The sequence below is a fragment of the Stutzerimonas sp. VN223-3 genome (assembly GCF_045999685.1).
Taxonomy (GTDB): Bacteria; Pseudomonadota; Gammaproteobacteria; order Pseudomonadales; family Pseudomonadaceae; genus Stutzerimonas; species Stutzerimonas stutzeri_AR.
The window spans coordinates 1,887,225-1,907,639 of record NZ_RBEC01000001.1; the positions used below are offsets into that span (position 1 = coordinate 1,887,225).

General features: G+C 62.2%; 22 protein-coding genes. 6 read left to right on the forward strand and 16 right to left on the reverse strand.

Going from position 1 to position 20,415, the window contains the following annotated elements; translation table 11 throughout:
• Positions 1-316 precede the first annotated feature (316 nt).
• The 6 genes from D7241_RS08465 to D7241_RS08490 form a co-directional block, all read right to left on the reverse strand.
• A complete protein-coding gene (locus tag D7241_RS08465) occupies positions 317-1,579 on the reverse strand; it encodes a DUF2254 domain-containing protein (protein WP_408101108.1) in 1,263 nt (420 codons plus the stop codon).
• Positions 1,580-1,676: 97 nt separating this feature from the next.
• Positions 1,677-2,348 (reverse strand): HAD family hydrolase, encoded by a 672-nt coding sequence (locus D7241_RS08470; RefSeq protein ID WP_408101109.1) that lies wholly within the window; start codon positions 2,346-2,348, stop codon positions 1,677-1,679.
• A 115-nt stretch (positions 2,349-2,463) separates the two neighbouring features.
• A complete protein-coding gene (locus D7241_RS08475; protein ID WP_408101110.1) occupies positions 2,464-2,937 on the reverse strand; it encodes a DoxX family protein in 474 nt (157 codons plus the stop codon).
• 1 nt (position 2,938) lies between these two features.
• Positions 2,939-3,733 (reverse strand): putative DNA-binding domain-containing protein, encoded by a 795-nt coding sequence (locus tag D7241_RS08480; protein ID WP_408101111.1) that lies wholly within the window; start codon positions 3,731-3,733, stop codon positions 2,939-2,941.
• Positions 3,730-4,572 (reverse strand): DUF692 domain-containing protein, encoded by an 843-nt coding sequence (locus D7241_RS08485; RefSeq protein WP_408101112.1) that lies wholly within the window; start codon positions 4,570-4,572, stop codon positions 3,730-3,732. Before D7241_RS08485 ends, D7241_RS08480 begins: the two co-directional genes overlap by 4 nt.
• A 15-nt stretch (positions 4,573-4,587) precedes the next feature.
• Complete coding sequence (locus D7241_RS08490) at positions 4,588-4,860, reverse strand: DUF2282 domain-containing protein (RefSeq protein ID WP_255976730.1); 273 nt, start codon at positions 4,858-4,860, stop codon at positions 4,588-4,590.
• A 214-nt stretch (positions 4,861-5,074) separates the two neighbouring features.
• Between D7241_RS08490 and D7241_RS08495 the strand changes: the two genes are divergently transcribed.
• The 3 genes from D7241_RS08495 to D7241_RS08505 all read left to right on the forward strand — a co-directional run bounded on the left by D7241_RS08495 (position 5,075) and on the right by D7241_RS08505 (position 6,957).
• Positions 5,075-5,641, forward strand: a complete 567-nt coding sequence (locus D7241_RS08495) for a sigma-70 family RNA polymerase sigma factor (protein WP_255976732.1) — start codon at positions 5,075-5,077, stop codon at positions 5,639-5,641.
• Complete coding sequence (locus D7241_RS08500) at positions 5,638-6,279, forward strand: DUF1109 domain-containing protein (protein ID WP_408101113.1); 642 nt, start codon at positions 5,638-5,640, stop codon at positions 6,277-6,279. The genes D7241_RS08495 and D7241_RS08500 overlap by 4 nt, the downstream gene beginning before the upstream one ends.
• A 90-nt stretch (positions 6,280-6,369) precedes the next feature.
• Complete coding sequence (locus D7241_RS08505) at positions 6,370-6,957, forward strand: LysE family translocator (protein ID WP_408101114.1); 588 nt, start codon at positions 6,370-6,372, stop codon at positions 6,955-6,957.
• A 39-nt stretch (positions 6,958-6,996) separates the two neighbouring features.
• On the opposite strand, the gene D7241_RS08510 is transcribed toward D7241_RS08505, so the two are convergent.
• Positions 6,997-7,842, reverse strand: a complete 846-nt coding sequence (locus D7241_RS08510) for an AraC family transcriptional regulator (RefSeq protein ID WP_408101115.1) — start codon at positions 7,840-7,842, stop codon at positions 6,997-6,999.
• A gap of 249 nt (positions 7,843-8,091) precedes the next feature.
• Between D7241_RS08510 and fdhF the strand changes: the two genes are divergently transcribed.
• Positions 8,092-11,052: a formate dehydrogenase subunit alpha gene (gene fdhF, locus D7241_RS08515; protein WP_408101116.1), complete on the forward strand. Its 2,961-nt coding sequence runs from the start codon at positions 8,092-8,094 to the stop codon at positions 11,050-11,052.
• The gene (locus tag D7241_RS08520; RefSeq protein WP_408101117.1) at positions 11,052-11,534 is read left to right on the forward strand and encodes a DUF1641 domain-containing protein; all 483 of its coding nucleotides are present in this window, start codon (positions 11,052-11,054) and stop codon (positions 11,532-11,534) included. The genes fdhF and D7241_RS08520 overlap by 1 nt, the downstream gene beginning before the upstream one ends.
• 112 nt (positions 11,535-11,646) lie before the next feature.
• On the opposite strand, the gene D7241_RS08525 is transcribed toward D7241_RS08520, so the two are convergent.
• Positions 11,647-12,609, reverse strand: coding sequence for a hypothetical protein (locus D7241_RS08525; protein ID WP_408101118.1), 963 nt, complete (start codon positions 12,607-12,609; stop codon positions 11,647-11,649).
• A 197-nt stretch (positions 12,610-12,806) separates the two neighbouring features.
• Here D7241_RS08525 and D7241_RS08530 point away from each other — a divergent pair, with 197 nt between their 5' ends.
• On the forward strand, positions 12,807-13,952 hold the full coding sequence (locus D7241_RS08530; RefSeq protein WP_408101119.1) for a DUF1615 domain-containing protein: 1,146 nt from the start codon (positions 12,807-12,809) through the stop codon (positions 13,950-13,952).
• A gap of 111 nt (positions 13,953-14,063) precedes the next feature.
• Here the strand turns inward: D7241_RS08530 and D7241_RS08535 are convergent, their stop codons facing one another.
• From D7241_RS08535 to D7241_RS08570, 8 genes are read right to left on the reverse strand one after another with little or no spacing between them, the layout of a single operon-like run.
• Positions 14,064-14,318: a hypothetical protein gene (locus D7241_RS08535; RefSeq protein ID WP_408101120.1), complete on the reverse strand. Its 255-nt coding sequence runs from the start codon at positions 14,316-14,318 to the stop codon at positions 14,064-14,066.
• Positions 14,315-14,962, reverse strand: a complete 648-nt coding sequence (locus tag D7241_RS08540; RefSeq protein WP_408101121.1) for a cytochrome c oxidase subunit 3 — start codon at positions 14,960-14,962, stop codon at positions 14,315-14,317. The genes D7241_RS08535 and D7241_RS08540 overlap by 4 nt, the downstream gene beginning before the upstream one ends.
• Positions 14,949-16,574: a cbb3-type cytochrome c oxidase subunit I gene (locus D7241_RS08545; protein WP_408101122.1), complete on the reverse strand. Its 1,626-nt coding sequence runs from the start codon at positions 16,572-16,574 to the stop codon at positions 14,949-14,951. Before D7241_RS08545 ends, D7241_RS08540 begins: the two co-directional genes overlap by 14 nt.
• 28 nt (positions 16,575-16,602) lie before the next feature.
• Positions 16,603-17,571, reverse strand: coding sequence for a cytochrome c oxidase subunit II (coxB, locus tag D7241_RS08550; protein WP_408101123.1), 969 nt, complete (start codon positions 17,569-17,571; stop codon positions 16,603-16,605).
• A complete protein-coding gene (locus tag D7241_RS08555) occupies positions 17,564-18,472 on the reverse strand; it encodes an SCO family protein (RefSeq protein ID WP_408101124.1) in 909 nt (302 codons plus the stop codon). The genes coxB and D7241_RS08555 overlap by 8 nt, the downstream gene beginning before the upstream one ends.
• The gene (locus tag D7241_RS08560) at positions 18,469-18,900 is read right to left on the reverse strand and encodes a hypothetical protein (protein WP_408101125.1); all 432 of its coding nucleotides are present in this window, start codon (positions 18,898-18,900) and stop codon (positions 18,469-18,471) included. The genes D7241_RS08555 and D7241_RS08560 overlap by 4 nt, the downstream gene beginning before the upstream one ends.
• A complete protein-coding gene (locus tag D7241_RS08565) occupies positions 18,897-19,895 on the reverse strand; it encodes a hypothetical protein (protein ID WP_408101126.1) in 999 nt (332 codons plus the stop codon). Before D7241_RS08565 ends, D7241_RS08560 begins: the two co-directional genes overlap by 4 nt.
• Positions 19,892-20,410: a c-type cytochrome gene (locus D7241_RS08570; RefSeq protein WP_408101127.1), complete on the reverse strand. Its 519-nt coding sequence runs from the start codon at positions 20,408-20,410 to the stop codon at positions 19,892-19,894. The genes D7241_RS08565 and D7241_RS08570 overlap by 4 nt, the downstream gene beginning before the upstream one ends.
• Positions 20,411-20,415 lie beyond the last annotated feature (5 nt).

Sequence of the window (20,415 nt, forward strand, 5' to 3'; positions counted from 1 at the left end):
GGAATCGCTGAAGAGCCGTATATGAGCCTTTTTAAGCGATTTCCAACGCAGTATCGGCAATCCAGATAATTGCCGACGTCATGCTGGCGCAACGCGGCGATCCTGCCCAAGCAGCCCAGGCAAAAAGCAGCGGGCCGCCGCGTCTCGATAGCTGTTTCGACATCAACAACCAGGTCGCGGCCAACCCACCCAAGGGAGCAGACTGTTCCATCAGCCTGAACAGAACTCTACGCCTATGACAGTCAGCTTCGTGTGAAGCGGACGTAAAGGAAAAGTAAGGTTTCCCAACAGCAGAACTGCGACCGGTTGTCCTTCGCTAGTTTGCGTGCTCCAACAGCCCGGATTCTCCCGCCAGTTGCCGCAAGCGTTGCGTGTCTTCGGGCAGAACGAGTGCAGCTTCAGCACGTTTCAGCGCCAGTTCGACATGTCGGTTCGCAGCGACCGTAACCGCCGCATCGCCAAGGCGCCCCAACGATGCCAGTCCTTGCTGCAGGCGGATTCCGACTTCGATCAGCGCCGCGCCATCCCGGGCGATTGGGGTGAAGAAATCATCGAGCATGTCAGCCACGCTCAGCCCCGGCGCGAATACACGGCGAAATAGCGGTTCCTCGGGAGCGACAGGTCTGGAGAGGTGGGAAAGCACCCGAACGCCCCGACCGATGACGTCGATGGCCGTTCCCTGATCGTTCATGGCCGGCGACAAGGCTCGCGAGGCAATCTCGGCAAGCACAGTGACTCCGAAACGCGGGTCGCGGTCGAAGGTCCGTTGCGCGCCGATGATGAATGCATCACGCAGCTGGCCCTCGCATTCGTCCTCGATGCCAATCGTCCAGGCGATTGGCTGAGTCGGTTCGACGAAGGTTCCGGGCAGAACACAAATATAGACCGAGCTGCTCTCCTCCTTCGTCAGCAGGCCTAGCGCAGGCATATCGATGTGCTGCACGAAGCCTACCTTGGTGGGGAACAAGGGACGGGCACCGGGCAATGCCCGCGGATCGACGACCAACGGACAACCGCCTAAAAATGGCTGCTCTATTCGCTGACACAAGGCTTTGGTGGCAGCATCCTCCACCCGTGCGGTCGTCTCTGCGACCCGGCCAAGTCCTGAGAGCTGATCGATCCAGCGTAACAGCGCATAAACGATAAGAACGACCACACCGATGGTCACCGCGAACAGCACGACCCTACCCTTGTCGCCGTAAAGGCCGGTGCTCAGCGCGATAATGCCGACCAGGCTGAAAATGAACGAACCGATGAACGTGGACAGGGTGTTTTGTGTAGTGGGGTCTTCCACCAACAGCGAGATAGCCCGAGGGGTGACATTGCTGGTCGCCGAACCATAGGCCGCCACCATGATGCTCAACGAAAAGGTGGTGACCGCGAGCATGCTCGAAGCGAGCACCCCGAGGATGTTATCGACCGCATCCGAACCGATCTTGGTGGGGATGTCGTCAGGGATATAGGGCGCCACAGCCAGAGCGAGCAGCGCAGTCGCGACACCCAGGACGGAAAACAGGCTGGCTCTGAACCAGGGCCGCTTGCTGATACGGATGAGAAACCACTTCCAACGCTCGACCATCTGCTACTCGCCATTCGTCCGTTTCAGTACAGACAAGACCGGACAATGACCGTTGCGCAAGGTGAGCAGTTTGTTAATCAGCCGCCGCGGTCGCAGATCAGCTCTTCAAGAACCGGGTAACCGCTGCCGGCAGGTCACGCATATCGCTGATCACCGCCGACACTCCCAGCTCACGCAGCGCTTGGTCGTGGCCGGCCGGAATATGGCTGGCACCGGTAAAGCCGATCACCCGCATGCCGGCGGTGCGCGCGGCCAGCACGCCGGTCGGGCTGTCTTCGACCACCAGGCAATGCCCGGGCGCAACGCCCATGCGTTCGGCGGCCAGCAGATAAACATCGGGGGCGGGCTTGGGCGAAGCCACCATTTCAGCACAGAAGATATTGCCCGCGACCCGCTCGCTCAGCCCGGCGCGACGCAGTGATGATTCAACGTTGTGCAGGCGGCTGTTGGACGCCACGGCCAGTGGTAGATCAATGGCATGCAACGCGTCACGCACGCCCGGAATTGCCTGGACTTCTTCTGCCACCGTTTTCTCGCTTTGGCGCCGCAGATCGTCATCGAAGGTCGATGGCATCTTCAGGTCGAAGCGCTTTTCGATCAGGTCGATGATGCTCGGCACCGTGAGGCCGAAGGTGCCTTCCAAGGCTTCACCCAGTAGCTCGGCCGGGACGTGGAGGCTCAGCGCCTCGAACAACACACGGTGGCTGATGATTTCGCTGTCGACGATCACGCCATCGCAATCGCTGATCAGCAGGTCGATAGTGGCCATCGGGTCTCCTGGTGGTGGATGCGCGGCAACGGCGCGACGCCTCCAATGCGCGGACAGGCCTTGGACTGCGACCAGCCCGTCGAGTTTTATCCAGGCCACCATTCACGCGGATCGCTCAGCGAATTCCCAGCAGTCGGTCCAGCGACCACCAGCCTGCACCGCGGCCGACGATTATCAGCAGCAGGCCCATCCAGGTCAGATGGGTGGGCCAGGCGTCGGGATACACGAACACCTGAATCACCAGCGTCATCCCCAACAGCGCTAGCGCCGATAGCCGCGCCAGCAGGCCCAGCACCAGCAGCAGGGGAAACAGATGCTCGGCGTAGGTCGCTAGATGCGCCGCCAGCTGGGGCGAAAGCAGCGGCAGTGCGTATTCGGTCTCGAACAGATCGTACGTGCCCGATTTGATCGTCAGTATGCCGCTGACCTTGGTCCGACCGGAATAGAAGAACACGGCGGCAATCGCCAGGCGAGCGACCAGCGACAATACGGAATCGCTGATAACGGCCTGCAGCCAGCCGGCGATCCGATTCCAGCGTTGAAGCAACCGCGGGTGAGCGGTGGATGAGGTTCTGCGTGTCGCGTCCATATCAATCGCCTCCATTACTCGTCAGGTCGCTGGGCTCAGCGGCAAATACGCCGGCCTCGAACAGGCGAGCCAGCAGGTCGTTGAAGTCCAGATCGGGTTGGGCTTGCAGCGCCAGTGTCGACGCTTCGTCCAGTCTGCATCGCGCCGCGCACGCATCGAGAAACGCGCAACCGCCGGCCCCCAACGGCTGCCAGACAACGCGTCCAGCCAGGCGGCACATCAACCCACCTTCGCCTTGCCAGATTAGGGGTTGCGGCACGTCCAACTCTTCGCGGTTGCAGCGCCAGATGGTGAATACGGGCAATGCGAACCATTGCCAGCGTGTCGCAGCGCATGGTCTGAGGTGCAGCTCGGCAAGCGTCTCAGGCGCCTGCGCGGCGAATGCATCCAGTATCAGCGGTGCTTGTTCCGCGGCGCTGAACGCTTCGATCCAAAGCCGATCCAGGCGTGCCACCCCCGCTAGATAAGGCAGCTCGCGTGCTGGCTCGAAGGCCTGCAGAAAGTCCGCGAAGTCGACCCCATATTCGATCAGCTGCGCCCGTACCGGAGGCGAACTCCGCACATAGTGGGCCGCCGCGGCGGTAAACCATTCGGCGCCGACCAGCCGCTCGACTGTCGGGAAGTTAGCCCGTAGCGCATCCACGCAGCCTTTCGTCACCGTATTGCGATACACCGCGAAGCCTGGCTGAGACGTGAGCGTCGCGATCAAGCCATCCGCTTCGTCGAAAGCTGCCGGCTCGACGCCCTCCAGAGCGTCGACGAACGCGTCCTGAAACCGCCCCAGCGACATACTCATCCCACCCTCCTCTGGCGATCGAGCAAGCGCTGCGCGCAATCGCGCTCGTCCAGCAAGTCTGCGAAAACCGGCAACTGATCATCACGCTCGATCAGCGTGGGCCGCGCGCCGATTCGTTCGATCAGTCGCTGATACAAGGCCCAGACCGCCGCGGTGATCGGCGCATCGTGGGAATCGATCAGTAAACCGGAATCGCCTTGCGGATCTTGGCTATGGCCGGCCAGATGCACTTCGAGCACCGCCTGAGCGGGGAATCGATCGACATAGGCAAGCGCATCGAAACCGAGGTTATGCGCGCTGACATAGACGTTGTTGATGTCCAGTAACAGGCCGCAGCCACTGCGCCTGGCCAGCTCGGCGAGAAAGTCGATCTCATTCCAGTCGTGCCCCTCGATGCGCAGGTAATGGCTGGGATTCTCTACGGCGATCTGCCGGCCGAGAAAATCCTGGGTGCGCTGGACGTTATCGACGATCCGCGCAAGCGAAGCGTCCGTGCGGGGAAACGGCAACAGATCGGGATGGTACTGACCTCGCCAGGCGGACCAGGCAAGATGCTCCGAAACAAGGGCTGGCCGAACCCGTTCGGCCAAGGTTTTGAGGCGTTGCAGATGCAGCTCGTCCGGCGGGCAATCGGCTGCCAGCGACAGCGACACGCCGTGCAGCGACAGCGGATGCCGCTGCCCGACCGCCTCCAGCCAGGCCAGACGAGGGCCGCCGTTGAGCATGTAGTTCTCCGGATGTACCTCGAACCAGAGCCCGGAGGCGGTACATGCATGCGCCGCCTCGTAGTACTCCGGCTTGAGACTGAGGCCGGCACCCAGCTGAGCTGACATGATCATCGGCAGCCTAGGCGATCAGGATTCGATCGGTGTCAGCGAGCCCATGCCCTTGGGTGTCTCGATCGAGGTGCAGGTGCCGGCCGGGACGTTCTTCCACGCGTTGCCCTGGTAGTCCATTTTCGACGTACCAGCGCAGCTGGTTCCGGCACCCGCTTTGCAATCGTTCTGACCCGCGAGCGAGACGCCATAGCATTTTTCCATGGCGCCTTCGGTTTTTTCGGCAGCCGTGGCACCGGCAGCAAGGGACGCGAGGGCAACGGCAGCAGCGGTAAGAGCGAGAGTATTCATGTGGTTCTCCATACGGTTCGCGGATGCGACCAGCGGGTTTGCTGGCCACTCAATCGATAGTTCGTAAGGAGCGGGTCGATGGTTACAGGCCGAAGAAAATATTTTTGAGATTTCTTTCAACCCGCCCTACCGTAGCGACGCCCTCAACTTGATGGCTCACTGAACCCAGAAATTGCAGCAGCGAAAAATTCTTCTCTTGTAACCAGAGCACCGAATGGAACGAACTACCCACCATGAGGCATTGAAGGCGCGCGAGATCCGCCTGCAAGCGCTGCTGTTGCGAGGCCTGGAGGGTGACGAGGCGGCCTACCGGCAATTCCTGACGTTGCTCGGTGCGCATCTGCGCAGCTTTCTCAGGCGCCGGCTGCACTCGGCAGACGTTGAAGATCTGCTGCAGGAAACCTTGTTGGCGGTGCATAACGCGCGTCACACCTATCGCGCAGACCAGCCGCTGACCGCCTGGGTACAGGCCATCGCGCGCTACAAGCTGATGGACTATTTTCGCGCCCATGCACGACGCGACGCACTCAATGACCCACTGGACGACGAGGTAATGCTGCTTGCAGGTGAGGATCATCAGGCCGATCAGGCACAGCGCGATTTGACCCGGCTGCTCGAACAGTTGCCCGATAAGCAGCGATTGCCGATTCTTTACGTGAAGCTGCAGGGGCTCTCGGTGGGCGAAACCGCCACACTTACGGGTCTATCCGTATCGGCCGTCAAGGTCGGCGTGCACCGCGGTTTGAACGCACTCGCCGCCCTGATTAGAGGTTCCCGATGAAAACCGATGACCTGATTTCAATGCTTGCCAGCAACGTGCCGCCCATCGAACGTCGGATCGTCGCCAAGCGCTTCAGCCTCGCCGTGGTGATCGGCCTGTTTCTCGCACTGCTGGTATTGCTGATGTTCTTTGGCGTGCGTCCGGACCTCGCCGAAGTAGCAGCAACGCCACTGTTCTGGGGCAAATTGGCGCTGCCCGCTTCGCTGCTTGGCGGCGCCTTGATGATGAGCAGCCGCCTGGCTCGGCCCGGCGTGCGCGCCGGCGGCAGCTGGGCAGCGATCGGCCTGCCGGTGGCTGCCGTGTGGCTGGCGGCAGCGGGTCTGCTGCTCAGCGTATCGGCCGACAGTCGCTGGACGCTGGTGCTCGGCAATACCTGGCGAACCTGTCCGATCAATATCGCCGTGCTTTCCATACCGGCGCTCGTCACGGTGTTCTGGGCCATGCGAGGTCTGGCGCCGACTCGGCTGCGCCTGGCCGGGGCGGCGAGCGGCCTGTTGGCCGGCTCGATGGCGACGCTGGCCTACAGCCTGCATTGCCCGGAGATGAGCGTGGCCTTCTGGGCGGTCTGGTACGTGCTGGGCATGCTGCTACCCACCGTCATCGGTGCCCTGTTGGGGCCGCGACTGCTGCGCTGGTAAACCGTCAAGACGCGCATTTCATTCAATACCGGCACAACGCCTCCTCCTATCTTCGCGCGGTCATCCCTGCGCGAAAACTAGGAGTTTTTCATGAGTCTGTTCCTCTCCATGGCCGCCTTTGCGCTGGCCTCTTCGATCTCACCCGGTCCGGTCAATATCGTCGCGCTGAGCGCTGGTGCCCAGTTCGGCCTGCGTGCCGCCATGCGCCATGTCAGCGGGGCCACTATCGGCTTCACCGTGCTGCTGTTGCTGATCGGCCTCGGACTCAGTGAGCTGTTGGGGCGATGGCCCTGGCTGACCGACTCGATCCGCCTCGCCGGCGTCGCATTTCTGCTGTACATGGCCTACCGGCTGGCAAGCGACGACGGTCGGTTGAATACGAACAAACCGACCCTGGAACCGACGATGGTCTATGGCGCGATGATGCAGTGGCTGAATCCGAAAGCCTGGTTGGCCTCGGTGGCCGGCATGGGGCTATTCGCCGCCGCCGGTGATGCGCCTTCGGTATGGCGCTTCGCGGCGATCTACTTCGTGATCTGCTATGCCTCGCTTGCCTGCTGGGCCTATGCCGGGACTTTTCTGCGGCACTACCTGAACGATGCCGCGCGGATGCGACTGTTCAACCGGTCAATGGCGGCGATGCTGGCCGGCTGCGCGGCTTATTTGTTGCTGTCCTAGTAGACCGCTCCCGGCGCCACATAGGCGGGTCGTTTCCTGCTAAATGCGGCGCGGGCCACGGTAGTGTCCGGGCGTTGCCGCCAGCAATTGTTTGAAGGCGCGCTGCAGATGCGCCTGATCCGCAAAGCCCGCGGCCAGCGCCACCTCGGCGATCGGCATGCCGCGACGCAATTCGGCGCGCGCGAACTGCACACGACGGTTGGTCAGATAGGCGTGCGGCGTCATTCCGTAGTGCTTCTTGAACGACCGGATCAGGCCGGATGGCGACACGCCGGCCGCCGAGCAGATCTCTTCCAGCTTGAGGGAGCGCTGATAGTTGTCGGCGATGAATTCGGCTGCGCGCCTCAACTTCGGATCGCTCATCGGTGCCACGCCCTCCATCCCCAGCCGCCGGTGCATGGCGCCGAAAAACTCCACCGCGGCGCTGTGTTTTTGCAGGTGCTCCGCGTACTCATCGATCAACACTGCATGGAAGCGTCTGAAACCTGTCTGCAACGACGGGTCGCGCGTCAATGTCGGTGTAAAGCACCGAAACCCGCTGCGGCCCAGCCCCAGTTCAGCCTGCAGATTGGCCAGCCAGCCAGCATCGACATAGAGCATGCGATACGCCCAAGGCTGACTCTCGATCGGATTACAGGCGTGAACATCCCCAGGGTTCATCAGCACCAACGTCCCGGCATCGATACGGCATTCATGCCGGCCGTTGATATAGGTGCTGGAGCCACTGTCGATCAGTCCAACGGAGAAGGTTTCGTGACTGTGCCTGGCATAACAGACACTGCGCCCATCTGCGACCGTACGCGCCTCGATGAAAGAGAGCGCTGCGTGCCGCCAGAAGCTGGAGCCCGCAAGCGCGTGCCGGTCGGTGAGGTTTGGCTGATGCATTACGGGCCTTTCGCGAGCTGCCAGGAGAGGATTCAGGTTAGCCGAAAAATCCATCTGCGACCGCTTTGTAACGCGGCATCGATGGTAAACGCCGACGTTGGAATACGCCTGGCTCCTCTCGTCGCGGATTGGACACAACCCTGAACGATCACATCGACAGCCAGTCACCTTTTATAGCCATCCACGCTAGGAATAGACACGTGCTGTATCCGTTGCCGACGCCTAACCATAACAATCCACGGAGGCCTGATGACCGACTGCACGATCCACTTCGACGGCGAACCCCTTTCGGGTGACGCCGATACCCCGCTAATCGATTTCCTGGCCAAGCACGACATCAACCTGCCTCACGTCTGCTACCACCGCGCCTTGGGCTCACCGCAGACATGTGACGTCTGCTGGGTACAGGTCGATGGCGAACTGGTGCGCGGCTGCACGCTCAAGGCTCAGGAAGGGCTGACCGTCACCAGCCAGGTCGAGCTGGCACGCGATGCACGCGAGGAAGGCATGGATCGCCTGCTAGCCAAGCACGAGCTGTACTGCACGGTTTGCGAGCACAACACCGGTGATTGCACGCTGCACAACACCTTTGCCGACATGCACATGCCCATCCAGCGCTACCAGTTCCAGCGCAAACCCTACGAGAAAGACCACTCCAACCCCTTCTATACCTACGACCCGGACCAGTGCATCCTCTGCGGCCGCTGCGTCGAGGCCTGCCAGAACGTCGAAGTCAACGAGACGCTGTCGATCGACTTCACCATGGATCATCCGCGCGTGCTTTGGGATGGTGGCAAGCCCATCGATGATTCGAGCTGTGTGAGTTGCGGCCACTGCGTCACCGTCTGCCCTTGCAACGCGCTGCTGGAAAAGACCATGCAGCCCGACGCCGGTCCATTCACCGCACTGCCGCAAGACATCAAGCGGCCGATGATCGACATGGTCAAGAAGCTGGAGCGGACCATCGGCGCACCGCCGATCACTGCCATCTCCAAAATGGACATGCACTGGCGCCAGCCGGAAATCAAGCGTACCAAGACCGTGTGCACCTACTGCGGGGTCGGTTGCTCCTTCGAGATGTGGACCCGCGACCGGCACATCCTCAAGGTGCAACCGGTGGTGGATGCGCCAGCCAACGGCATTTCCACCTGCATCAAGGGCAAGTTCGCCTGGGACTTCGTCAACGATCCCAAACGCCTGACTACGCCACTGATTCGCGAGAACGGCAAATTCCGAGAAGCCAGTTGGGACGAGGCGCTCGACCTTGTCGCGCACCGGCTGTTGCAGATACGCGACACCCATGGGCCGGACGCCATCGGCTTCATTGGCTCGAGCAAGGCGAGCAACGAAGAGGCTTACCTGACGCAGAAAGTCGCGCGCGCGATCATCGGCACCAATAGCGTCGATAACTCCTCGCGCTACTGCCAGAACCCGGCGACCAAGGGCCTGTTCCGCACCGTCGGCTACGGCGGCGACTCGGGCACCATCGAAGATATGGAAAAAGCCGAGCTGATCGTGATCGTCGGTAGCAACCTGTCCGAGAACCACCCCGTGATCGCCTCGAAGCTCAAGGCGCAAAAGAAGCACCGCGGGCAAAAGTGGGTGGTATTCGACCCGCGCAAGCATGAGATGGCCGAACGCGCCGACCTGCACCTGCGGCCCAATTCGAGCACTGACATGGTCTGGGCCTCGGCGCTGTCGCGCTACATGTTCGAGCATGGCTACGCCGACCTCGCTTTCCTCAGCGGCAAGGTCAACCAGGTCGAGGAATACAAGAAATCCCTCGAACCCTTCACCATGGACTTCGCCGCCGAGGTCACCGGGATCGCCAAGGACCATCTGATCGCAGCCGCCGAGCTGATCGGCCAGGCGGAGAGCGTCTGCCTGCTCTGGGCCATGGGCATCACCCAGCACAGCCATGGCTCGGACACCAGCACGGCGCTGTCGAACCTGCTACTGGTTACCGGCAACTACGGTCGGCCCGGCACCGGCGGCTATCCCATGCGCGGCCACAACAATGTGCAGGGCGCCAGCGACTTCGGTTGTCTGAAAAACATGTATCCGGGCTACGAAAAAGTCACCGAAGAAAAGAACCGCGACAAGTGGGCCAAGGCCTGGGGCATACCACCCGAACGGCTGTCGCTGGAAAAAGGCAACGACAACTTCACCATGGTCCAGGGAGCCGACGAGGGTTCGGTCAAGGCGATGTACATCATCGGCGAAGAAACCGCTTTCTCCGACGCGGACACCAAGAACGTGCACAGCGGCTTCGAGAATCTGGATTTCATGGTGGTGCAGGATATTTTTCTCAGCCGCACCGCCGAATTCGCCGACGTGGTACTACCCGCCTGCCCAAGCGTCGAAAAAGACGGCACCTTCACCAGCACCGAGCGGCGCATCCAGCGCTTCTATCAAGTGTTGCCGCCACTCGGGAACAGCCGGCCGGATTGGGAAATTTTTACCGACCTGGCCAAGCGCATGGGCCACGACTGGGGTTACACCCACCCCTCGCAAATCATGGACGAGGCGGCCGGTATCGCCACGATGTTCCAGGGCGTGAGTTACGAACGACTGGAAGGCTGGCAATCGTTGTTCTGGCCGATGCAAAGCGATGGCAGCACTACGCCGCTGCTTTATACGGACCGTTTTCACACCGACGATGGCAAGGCCGTGCTCTTCCCCTTGGAATGGAAGGCTCCGGCCGAGGCGGCCGACGGCGAATTCGACATCATGCTGGACAACGGACGGATGCTGGAACAGTTCCAGGGCACCAACCAGACCGGCCGTGGCCCGCGCATCTGGTCGCAGGCGCCCAACTGGTTCGTCGAGGTCAGCCCGGAGCTGGCGAGCGAGCGTGGCATCGAGGACGGCACCTGGCTGAAAATCAGCTCGCGTCGCGGTTCGATCGAGGTACGCGCGCTGGTGACCGATCGGGTCGCTGGCAAGACGCTGTTCCTGCCGATCCACCAGGGCAAGCCGGGCGTCAATCTGCTCACCGGCGAGCACCACGACCCCGACGTGAATACGCCCGCCTACAAGGAAACCGCCGTCAAGATCGAAGTGCTTCGCAAAGGCGAAAACCCGCTGCCACGCAACAGCTTCCGCTACGGCGATCGCACCCCCAACGATGGCGTGCCGGTCGAGGTCAAATGGTACCAGGATGACTATGTCGCGCCGCCCAGCAGAGCCCCGCACCCGGAGAGATTCTAATGGCTGAACGTATCGACTATGACGTCAAGCCGACCCCCATCGGCCCCACCGCTCGGGAAGAGCTGGACACCCTTCTCGAAACCCTGCACCAGCGCGGCGTGCTGCGCCTGGCCAACGACATGGTCGGCGCCAACGATCGCATCCTCAAGGTGCTGGTGGACGGGCTCAGCAAGGACGGCTCGCTCAATGCGATCCAGAACCTGTCGATCCTCGGCATGGCGCTGTCGCGCATCGAACCGGCGCAGTTCTACAAGGTGGTGTTCGCCTTCCAGTCGGCGTTCGGTGCCGTTAGCGGTTACAAGCCCGACGGCAAGCACGACGAAGCGCCGGGCGTGACTGGCGCCTACAAAATGCTGCATGACGATGACCTCTGGGCCGCGCTGATGCCGATCATCGAGGGACTCAAGACGTTCGCCGGCGAACTGGACAAGGAGGCGGAGAAGCCGATCACCGCGTTCAGCGGCAAGCGGACCGAACAGTGAGGCGCTGACAGCGCTTTCGCTTTCGCTTTCGCTATCGCTATCGCCGTCGCATCAGCAGAGGCACAGCGCTCCGCGTCACAGGGACGCGGAGCGCCCTGCCCTACGGGCCGAGTCAGAGTATCTCCAGCCCTTCGCACTTGTAGTCGCCGATAAAGATATCGTCCTGCAGCACGTCACCGTCGAGGTTAAAGCAGAACAGGTAACTCTCGGTGCGATCGCCGATCTCCACGCTTTTGAGCCCGACGCACTCGTCCGCGTGTCCCGGCAGGATCTTGAACGAAGAAATACCGCGCTCGGGAATCCGCTCGCCCACTTCCAACGTGCGTATCTGGCTGAAGTCTTCGTTGGCGAAGATCAACATGTTGGCGCCGCGCTCGCTTGCGTCTACCGCTTTGTCGAAGGGTTCGTTCGAAATCTTGCGCGGGAAGAACAGCCACTCACGGCGGTACGGATGCCATTCCGCCGCTTCATGGATGACGTAGCCGTCGGGGCCGACGCCGAGCGCGTCACGGATGCGCTGGTAGCGATCGGCCCAGTTGACGCTGCGCACGCCATAGTTGCGATCGAGCATCTTCACCCATTCTTCGGCCGATTTCTTACCGTGACTTCCGATGACGAGTTGATCGTTCCAAAGCGTCGCCCACTCGCTCTTGAAGCCTTTGAATTCCTCATCACCGCTGCCGGTCATGAGGATGTTGCGTGGCACCAACTGATTCTGACCGCGAACTTCGCAGACCAGCCCGGTGCGATCGTCGAAGGTGACCAAGCGTTTACCGAACATCACAAGTTCGGAAAACTCGGCACCACGCCCGCCTTCGGCAATCAGACTGATCAGCTGAAATTCGCCCCCCTCCGCCTCCGGTATGTCCTCGAACCGGTATCGAGGCCGGCCGGTTTGCGGGTCCGCCTGCCGATGCAGACGGTCATGGCGCAGGGTCGATTGCCAGGCGATCCGCCCATCTTCCTGCTCCACCTGCGAGGCGTGGTCCTCATCGGTAATGATCGCGAGCAGATACTCGGATGTGGTGCTGTCGTAGCGCTCGAGTCGCCGAATGTCGAAATGCTGTTCACTCATGGATGGGTACTCGATTGAGACGCGGCGCCAATAGCACAGCGCATGGTGGGCTCGTCTGGGTTCGGACAACGCGCGCAGTGCAAGTTCCGGTGGCGGAGCCGACGTGCTTTGATTGCCACCAGGCTTTCACGCAGACTGCGCAGCAGCTTCGTCTGTTTCATTGTCGAAGCCCCACAGTACACGACGATCGGGACGGCATGATTTTTCATCTTTTTCAGCGACACTCACAGACCGGCGACGCCTCGCCGCTTACTCGCCGCGCCGCCGCCAGTATCGGCGGCGCCCTGCTGCTGAGCCTGGCCGGATGCGGCAGCCAGCAACCGGAAACGCCCGCGCCACGCCCCGATGAGGTCCGCGCCAAGATCGTTCGGCTGATCCCGAGCGATATCCCAAACCGCCAAGGTTGGGCGACAGATATCTATGCCGCGTTCGATTCATTGGATATCCCGCCGAACAGCGAAAATATCTGCTCGGTCCTGGCTGTCACGGTGCAGGAATCCACCTTCCAGGCGACGCCTCCGGTCCCCGGCCTGGCGAAGATCGCTCGCGAAGAGATCTACCGGCGTGCGTCCCGTCTGCATGTGCCGCGCTTCATCGTAGACGCGGCGCTGGACGTCCAATCGCCCAACGGCAAGAGCTACAGCCAACGCCTCGCCGCGGTGCGTACCGAGGAACAGCTGAGCGCGATCTTCGACGACTTTCTCGGCATCATGCCACTCGGCAAGCAGCTGTTCGGCACGCTCAACCCGGTCAAGACTGGTGGCCCGATGCAGGTCAGCATCGCTTTTGCCGAAGATCGCGCACGCGACTACCCCTACCGCCGCGAAGGCTCGATTCGGGACGAGGTTTTCACCCGCCGCGGCGGCATGTATTTCGGCATCGCGCACCTGCTTGACTACCCCGCCAGCTACAGCCAGCCGCTTTACCGCTTCGCCGACTTCAATGCTGGCTGGTATGCCAGCCGCAACGCCGCCTTTCAGGCCGCGGTCAGCCGCGCCAGCGGCACCAAGCTGGCGCTCGATGGCGATTTGATCATTCACGGCAGTAGCAAGGCCGGTCAGACCGAGATGGCCGTGCGCTCGCTGGCCAGCAAGCTGGATATGAGCGACACCGCCATCCGCAACGCGCTGGAACGCGGCGATACCCACGGCTTCGAGAAAACCCGGCTATACGAGCGCGTCTTCGCCTTGGCCGAGAAACGCGCGGGCAAATCTCTGCCGCGCGCGTTGCTGCCGGGCATTCGCCTGGAAAGCCCGAAAATCACCCGCAACCTGACCACCGCCTGGTTCGCCAACCGTGTCAACGACCGACACCTGGCTTGCATGAAGCGCGCCGGCAGCTGAGCCGGCACACGCTGTCGCGGGGCTCGACGCGATGTTCAACCAGGCCATTCTTGGTGGCGATTGGCGCCAGCCGATGCAGTCAGTTGAACCCCTGGAGAGCCCTTGCGTTTCCTAGCGCGTGAGAAGGTCCGCAAGCGTCAGGCTGAATATCAGCAACAACCAGAAGCCAGCGCCCAGCGCGAAGAAACGCACCAGCGCCGAATGGGTGCCGAGCTGCATGAAGCCGATGATGACCAACGCCACCTGCCCCGCCGCACCGAGCAATACCCAGCGGGACCAGGCCGGCAACAGCAGAGCGAGCAGCACATTGGCGCCCAGCAGAAGCAAGAGGCCCGCGTAGGTCAGCAGCAATCCGCGCAGACTCATGCCGGTCTCCCGAGCAGATAGAGGGTGGGATAGAGAAAGATCCAGATGACGTCTACGAGGTGCCAGTAAAGGCCGACCATTTCCAGCGTGATGGCACGTTCCGGCAGTTTCATATGGCCGAAGTGGATGCGCGCCGCCATGCCCAGCGCCAGCACCACGGCGATCAGCACGTGCAGGCCATGCAGCCCGGTCGAGAGCAGATAGATGTTCATATACAGCCGCGCCGCCGGTTGCGTCAGTGGCGATTCGTCGCCCATGTTCGGCAGCAGACCTTCACGGTATTCCCAGGCGTATTCGAAGCCTTTGAGGCCAAGAAAGCCCAACCCCAGCAATGCCGCGACCAGCAGCCATAGCTGCATCTTGCGATAGTCCTGCAAGCGTGAAGCACGCACCACGAGGCTCATGCACAGGCTGCCGGTCAGCAGCAGCGCGCTATTGAAGCCGGCCAGCAGAAAATGCAGATGTCCCACCGCTTCGGCCACCGCCTCGGGGTGCGCGAACCGGTAATAGCAGATCACCAGAAGCAGCACGCCGAACATCATCAATTCGGTCGCGAGGAACAGCCACATGCCCAGATAGGTCGCCTCACGCTGTTGCGCGGCGGTCTGGAAATGTTCGGCGAGATAGCCCTCACGAACGTCCATGCGTGGCCTCTGGCGGATAGTCGTAGGCTTCGAAGTCGACTATCGGTATCTCGGTGAAATTGTGCGTGGGTGGTGGCGACGAGGTGCGCCACTCCAGGCCGGCCGCCTCCCAGGGATCGTCATCGGCGATCGGCCCGTAGCGCAGCGACCAGAGCAGGTAAAAGAACGGCAGGATATAGGCCACCGCAAGTATCCCGGCGCCCGCCGAGGACAGCACGTGAAGGAATTGAAAGTCTTCGCCATAGCTGTGATAGCGCCGCGGCATGCCCAGGTAACCGAGCAAAAATTGCGGAAAGAAGGTCAGGTTGAAGCCGAAGAAGATCATTACCGCAGCGATCTTGCCCCAGAGCTGCGAATACATCCGCCCGGTCATTTTCGGCCACCAGAAGTGCAACGCACCGAAGAACCCGGCTACTGCCGCGCCGACCATGATGTAGTGGAAATGCGCCACCACGAAGTAGGTGTCATGCACGTGCACGTCGGCAGCCAGCAGTGCGAGAAACAACCCGGTCACCCCGCCGACCACGAACAGCCCGATGAAGGTCAGCGCGTAGAGAAAGGGCGCGTTGATGGTGAGGTTGCTTTTGTAGAGCGTCGCGGTCCAGTTGTAGACCTTGATCGCCGACGGGATGGCCACCAGAAAGCTGAGCAGCGAAAAGACCATGCTGGCGTACATGGACTGGCCAGCGACGAACATATGGTGGCCCCAGACCATGAAGCCGATGACTGCAATGGCGAGGCTGGAGTACGCGACGAATTTATAGCCGAAGACGCGCTTGTGCGCGGCGGCGGTGACCAGCTCGCTCATCACGCCCATGGCCGGCAGGATCATGATGTAGACCGCCGGATGGCTGTAGAACCAGAACAGATGCTGGAACAGCAAGGGATCGCCGCCCAGCGCCGGGTCGAACACACCGATGTGGAACAGATGTTCGGCTGCCACCAGAAACAGCGTGATTGCCAGCACCGGCGTCGCAAGCACAAGGATCACCGAGGTCGCGTAGAGCGACCAGACGAACAGCGGCAGCCGGAACCAGGTCATCCCCGGCGCGCGCAGGGTGTGCACGGTGACGATGATGTTGAGCCCGGTAATGATCGATGAAAAGCCGGTGATGAAGACACCAAGAATGACCGCAACCACATGGCCATTGCTGAACATGGTCGACAGAGGCGTGTAGAAGGTCCATCCAGTGTCCACCCCGCCGGCCAGCAGCGAGAAAATCGTGAACAACCCACCGCCGACCAGCAAATACCAACTGAACAGGTTGAGTTTGGGAAACGCCATGTCCTTCGCACCGATCATGATCGGAATGAGGAAATTGCCGAACACCGAGGGGATCGAGGGAATTAGAAAGAACCACACCATGATCACACCGTGCAGCGTGAAGGCACGGTTGTAGCCGTCGGCGGTCAGCAGGTCGCCCTCCGGCGTGACCAGTTCGATGCGGATCGCACTGGCCGCCAGCCCGCCGAGAAAGAAAAACGCAGTCACCGCGATCATGAACAAAATGCCGATGCGCTTGTGATCGGTGGTCATCAACCAGGTGCGTAAGCCATGCTCATCCGCGAGGTAGCTCGGACGTTGGTTCGCGGCGGGATTCTTTTCGCTCAACGGCGCATCTCCTTTTTGTTGGGGTGGCTCAGGGCTGCTCGGGGTCGTCCTGCCCGCCTTCCCCGACGCGACCGAGCGACTTGATATAGGCCGTCAGGCGCAGCACTGCTTCTTCGTCGAGAACATTGTCGAAACTCGGCATGATGGGCTCGAAGCCGGCCACCAACTGTTTGTTTGGCAGCAGAATGCTGTCGCGGATGTAGCCGTCATCTGCCACCACCGATTGGCCGTTCTGCAGCGCCACGCGGCGGCCATAGAGGCCCTCCAGACTTGGTGCGTGGGCGACGTTCGCCTCGCCGTGGCAGCCGCTGCAACCGAACTGGCGAAACAGTGCCTCGCCCTGCTCGGCCAGGCTTTCCGAGGTGCCGGCCTGCTCCAGCCAGGCCTCGTACTCCTGCGCCGGCTGGATGATCAGGCTGGCGAGCATATGGGAATGGTCGGTGCCGCAATATTCGGCGCAATAGGCATCGAATCGACCGGTCTTGTTGGCCTCGAACCAGAGCTGGGTATAGCGCCCCGGCAGCAGGTCCTGCTTCACCCGTAGCGCCGGGAAATAGAGGCTGTGGATCACGTCCTGGGAAATCATGTTGAGCTTCACCGGGCGCCCCACGGGCACGTGCAGGGTGTTGATTTCGCGCTGGCCGCCGGGGTGCTGGAATTTCCACATCCATTGCTTGCCCACCACCTGGATTTCCATCGCGTCGGGTGGCGGCGTGCGCACTTCGTAATAGAGCCTGGCAGAGACCAGGTAGATGACCATGGCACCGACGAAGGGAATCGCGATCCAGGTCAACTCGATCTTCATGCTGCCCCGCGGGCGATGGTCGCGCGGCACCTTGGTGCCCTTGCGGTAGCGGAAGGCGAACAGCGTCAGCAGCACGAATACCGGCACGACGAAGAACATCATCATTCCGGTGAAGGCAATGACCAGCCAGTCGACATTTCCGGCATAGCTGGAAGCGACTTGCGGCCAGAAGCGGACAAACTCTTCATTCATCCGCAGCACCCCGCTTGCGCCGTTCACGCCAGAGCGTCAGGCCAATGAAGCCACCCAGCGCAAGCGTGGTGCCGATGCCACCAACCTGCAGGGCGGCGATGACGATGTTGTCGTAGCCGCCAGTACGCGGATTGTAGTGATAGCAGAGCAGCAACAATTGATCGCCGAGCGAGCCAACGCGCCCCTCGCCGGCGTCGGTCAACGCCAGGCGCATGTCGTCCGGCTGGTAGCCGAGGCCGTACAGCCAGCGCACCAGTTTCCCAGCCGGGCTCAGGGTCGCGATGGCCGAGGCGTGGGCGTACTCCTGGATTTCCGGGTCCCAGCGGTAGCGAAAGCCGATAGCCTGGGCCAGCGCGACGCCGGCGGATTGTTGCGGGACGGATGATGCCCCGGTGCCAGGGTTTGATGGGTTGTTGCTCGCCTGTTTCATGGGCGCGCTGTCCGTCAGGAAGTGCACGTGCGGCGAGTCCGCCAATTGCGGCCAGCGCTCGCGCAGCTTGGCACGCTCGGCCTGGGCATCAGCGGGGGTTTCGCTCGGGTCGAAGCTGAAGGCGATCACCTCGTAATCCTTGCCGACCTCGAACGACAAAGCCGTGAGCAGATTGAACAGGCTCGCCAACTGCGCACCGCAGACATTCGGGCAGCGGTAATAGACCGGCGCGAGGATTACCGGGCGTTCGGCAATCAGTTCGCCAAGCTCAACCAACTTGCCTTCGTCATCCCGGAAGCGCAGGTCGAGCGGCGCCTGAGCGCCGGGCTTTTGCTCGATCCCAGCGGCAGCGAACGGATCGAACGGCGCGTCGGCTGCGGCCAGGCCACCGTGCAGCAGGACGAGCAATGCCAGAAGCAAAGTGACGAAGTAGCGCTCAAAGCGGGACGTGGCCTGGGGTTGATGCCTCACGGCTGCGCCCTCCCCTTGGCCTGCTGCACACGCGGCGGCGTTGTTTCGCCTGGCTCAGCGCGCGAGGGCCAGCCGCGTTCAGCCAACAAGGCCATGCCACGCTGCACCGGAATACGCGCCAGACCTGCCTCGCGGTCGACCCAGCCATAACCTGAAATCAGCATGCGTGCCTGGCTGAGCACCCGGTTGCCGCCGGCGCGCGGATCGTTCTCAAGACGCGGCTCCGGCGGTATTTGCAGCTGCCGTTCGAGCGCCGTGGTTGGCGGCTCGGGTTGTTTGTCGTACCACCACAACAGCCCCGCGACGCCCGCTCCGGACAGCAGCAACACGACGAAAATACTGAAGCCGACCATCATCAGCACCTTGACGTTGGCGTCGTGATGCTCGAAGCCGTCTTCTCTGGAAACCGGATCGACCGGCACGCTCATGTCGTCCTCCTCGGCAGCAACGCCAGCGCCAGCAGCCCGCCGCCAGCGAGCCAGGCGAAGATCAGGGACACACCCAGCAACGACGGTTGAACATGAGCGAGACCCGGCAAACTCAGCCAAGCGCCCTCGGCCAGACCCAGCAGTAGCGTCGCCGTCGCCAGACCGGCAAGCAGCCTGGGGCGCTGTGAAATCGGCCAGAGCAGTGCGAGGAACACCAGCGTCTGCCCCGCGCCGAGCAGCCAGGTCAGCCACAGCCAGCCGCCTTCGCCGCGATGCTGATACCAGCGAATCTCCTCCGGCAAATTGCCATACCAGATCACCAGATACTGCATGAAATGCAGATACAGCCAGGCCAGCACCGCGGCAGCCAGCATGCCGCGCAGCACGCCGGGGCGTTCGGCGTTCGCCGACAGTGTCAGCAGGCAGCTGAAGGCGACGCCGCCGAGTAACAGCCGTGCGAACCAGATCAGTCCGTAAAGGCTCGATTTGAAATGTGGGTCCAGCGACATGGACCAGTCGATCGCCGCCAGAGACGTGCTCAACACCAGCGCAATCAGGCCGATCCCGGACGCGGCAGGACGCGCGATCGCGGTCGGCAATATCCAGCGCGCCAGCGCAATCCACAGTGCCAGGTAGAGCACGCCGCGTATGGCGAAACTCGGCCAGGCAAGCCACAGACCGCGAAATCCGCCCGCCTCGCCCCCGACCCACTCGTACAGCACGCCCGCACCGGCCAATACCGGCAGGGCCATCAGCGCCAGCACCGGCATGGATCGCCCGCTGACCACGGCCCAAGGCCAGAGCTGATCGCGTGCGCTGCCGCTGACCAGCGCCAGGCTGAGCCCCAGGCACACGCCACCCAGCGGCACAGCGGCAAACCCAAGCAGGCTGGCGAGGCTGGCCGCAACCGCTTCCCGGCTGGCGAAAACCAGGCACAGCAACCATCCGAGCAGGCCCAGCACGCCAGCCGCCGTCGCCGCTTTGCGTGCGCTCATGGCAAGGCCTCCAGCGCCGCACGGTCGGATTGCGGCAGGGCGTTCAGCTCCGCGCGGCGGCTGAATTGCAGTGCGCGAATGTAGCCGACGATGGCCCAGCGATCCGCAGGCGCCACACGCGCCGCATAGCTGTACATCTGCCCGTAGCCGTGAGCGATAACATCCATAAAATGCCGGTCCGGGGCGTCGATCAGCCTGGGTTCGGTGAAATCCGGCGGGCGCGGGAAGCCACGGTTGACCACGGTGCCGTTTCCATCACCGGCGAGCCCGTGGCACGGCGAACAGAAGATTCGGTAGCGCTCTTCCCCACGCTGCAACAGCGCCATGGTCATGTCCGGTCGCTGTGCCAGTTCGGCATCGCGGGCCAGATCGCCACGTGCGACGGTCCCGCCTGGAGGCGCCTGATTGACCTTACCGTCGGCAAAGAAAACGCTGGACTCCTGTGCCCTGTCCCGCGGCTGGCGCGACATGTCATCGCAACCGGCAAGCAGCGCTGGCAGCAGCACAGCGGTCATCCAGC

Bases quoted from the DNA above. Each gene is read 5' to 3' on its own strand.
- D7241_RS08565 (WP_408101126.1), bottom strand. From the start codon at position 19,895: ATGAGCGCACGCAAAGCGGCGACGGCGGCTGGCGTGCTGGGCCTGCTC.
- D7241_RS08535 (WP_408101120.1), bottom strand. From the start codon at position 14,318: ATGAGTCTGCGCGGATTGCTGCTGACCTACGCGGGCCTCTTGCTTCTG.
- D7241_RS08510 (WP_408101115.1), bottom strand. From the start codon at position 7,842: ATGCATCAGCCAAACCTCACCGACCGGCACGCGCTTGCGGGCTCCAGC.
- fdhF (WP_408101116.1), top strand. From the start codon at position 8,092: ATGACCGACTGCACGATCCACTTCGACGGCGAACCCCTTTCGGGTGAC.
- D7241_RS08505 (WP_408101114.1), top strand. From the start codon at position 6,370: ATGAGTCTGTTCCTCTCCATGGCCGCCTTTGCGCTGGCCTCTTCGATC.
- D7241_RS08530 (WP_408101119.1), top strand. From the start codon at position 12,807: ATGATTTTTCATCTTTTTCAGCGACACTCACAGACCGGCGACGCCTCG.
- D7241_RS08560 (WP_408101125.1), bottom strand. From the start codon at position 18,900: ATGAGCGTGCCGGTCGATCCGGTTTCCAGAGAAGACGGCTTCGAGCAT.
- D7241_RS08525 (WP_408101118.1), bottom strand. From the start codon at position 12,609: ATGAGTGAACAGCATTTCGACATTCGGCGACTCGAGCGCTACGACAGC.
- D7241_RS08475 (WP_408101110.1), bottom strand. From the start codon at position 2,937: ATGGACGCGACACGCAGAACCTCATCCACCGCTCACCCGCGGTTGCTT.
- D7241_RS08520 (WP_408101117.1), top strand. From the start codon at position 11,052: ATGGCTGAACGTATCGACTATGACGTCAAGCCGACCCCCATCGGCCCC.
- D7241_RS08465 (WP_408101108.1), bottom strand. From the start codon at position 1,579: ATGGTCGAGCGTTGGAAGTGGTTTCTCATCCGTATCAGCAAGCGGCCC.
- D7241_RS08570 (WP_408101127.1), bottom strand. From the start codon at position 20,410: ATGACCGCTGTGCTGCTGCCAGCGCTGCTTGCCGGTTGCGATGACATG.
- D7241_RS08540 (WP_408101121.1), bottom strand. From the start codon at position 14,962: ATGGACGTTCGTGAGGGCTATCTCGCCGAACATTTCCAGACCGCCGCG.
- D7241_RS08470 (WP_408101109.1), bottom strand. From the start codon at position 2,348: ATGGCCACTATCGACCTGCTGATCAGCGATTGCGATGGCGTGATCGTC.
- D7241_RS08495 (WP_255976732.1), top strand. From the start codon at position 5,075: ATGGAACGAACTACCCACCATGAGGCATTGAAGGCGCGCGAGATCCGC.
- D7241_RS08490 (WP_255976730.1), bottom strand. From the start codon at position 4,860: ATGAATACTCTCGCTCTTACCGCTGCTGCCGTTGCCCTCGCGTCCCTT.
- coxB (WP_408101123.1), bottom strand. From the start codon at position 17,571: ATGAATGAAGAGTTTGTCCGCTTCTGGCCGCAAGTCGCTTCCAGCTAT.
- D7241_RS08500 (WP_408101113.1), top strand. From the start codon at position 5,638: ATGAAAACCGATGACCTGATTTCAATGCTTGCCAGCAACGTGCCGCCC.
- D7241_RS08480 (WP_408101111.1), bottom strand. From the start codon at position 3,733: ATGAGTATGTCGCTGGGGCGGTTTCAGGACGCGTTCGTCGACGCTCTG.
- D7241_RS08485 (WP_408101112.1), bottom strand. From the start codon at position 4,572: ATGATCATGTCAGCTCAGCTGGGTGCCGGCCTCAGTCTCAAGCCGGAG.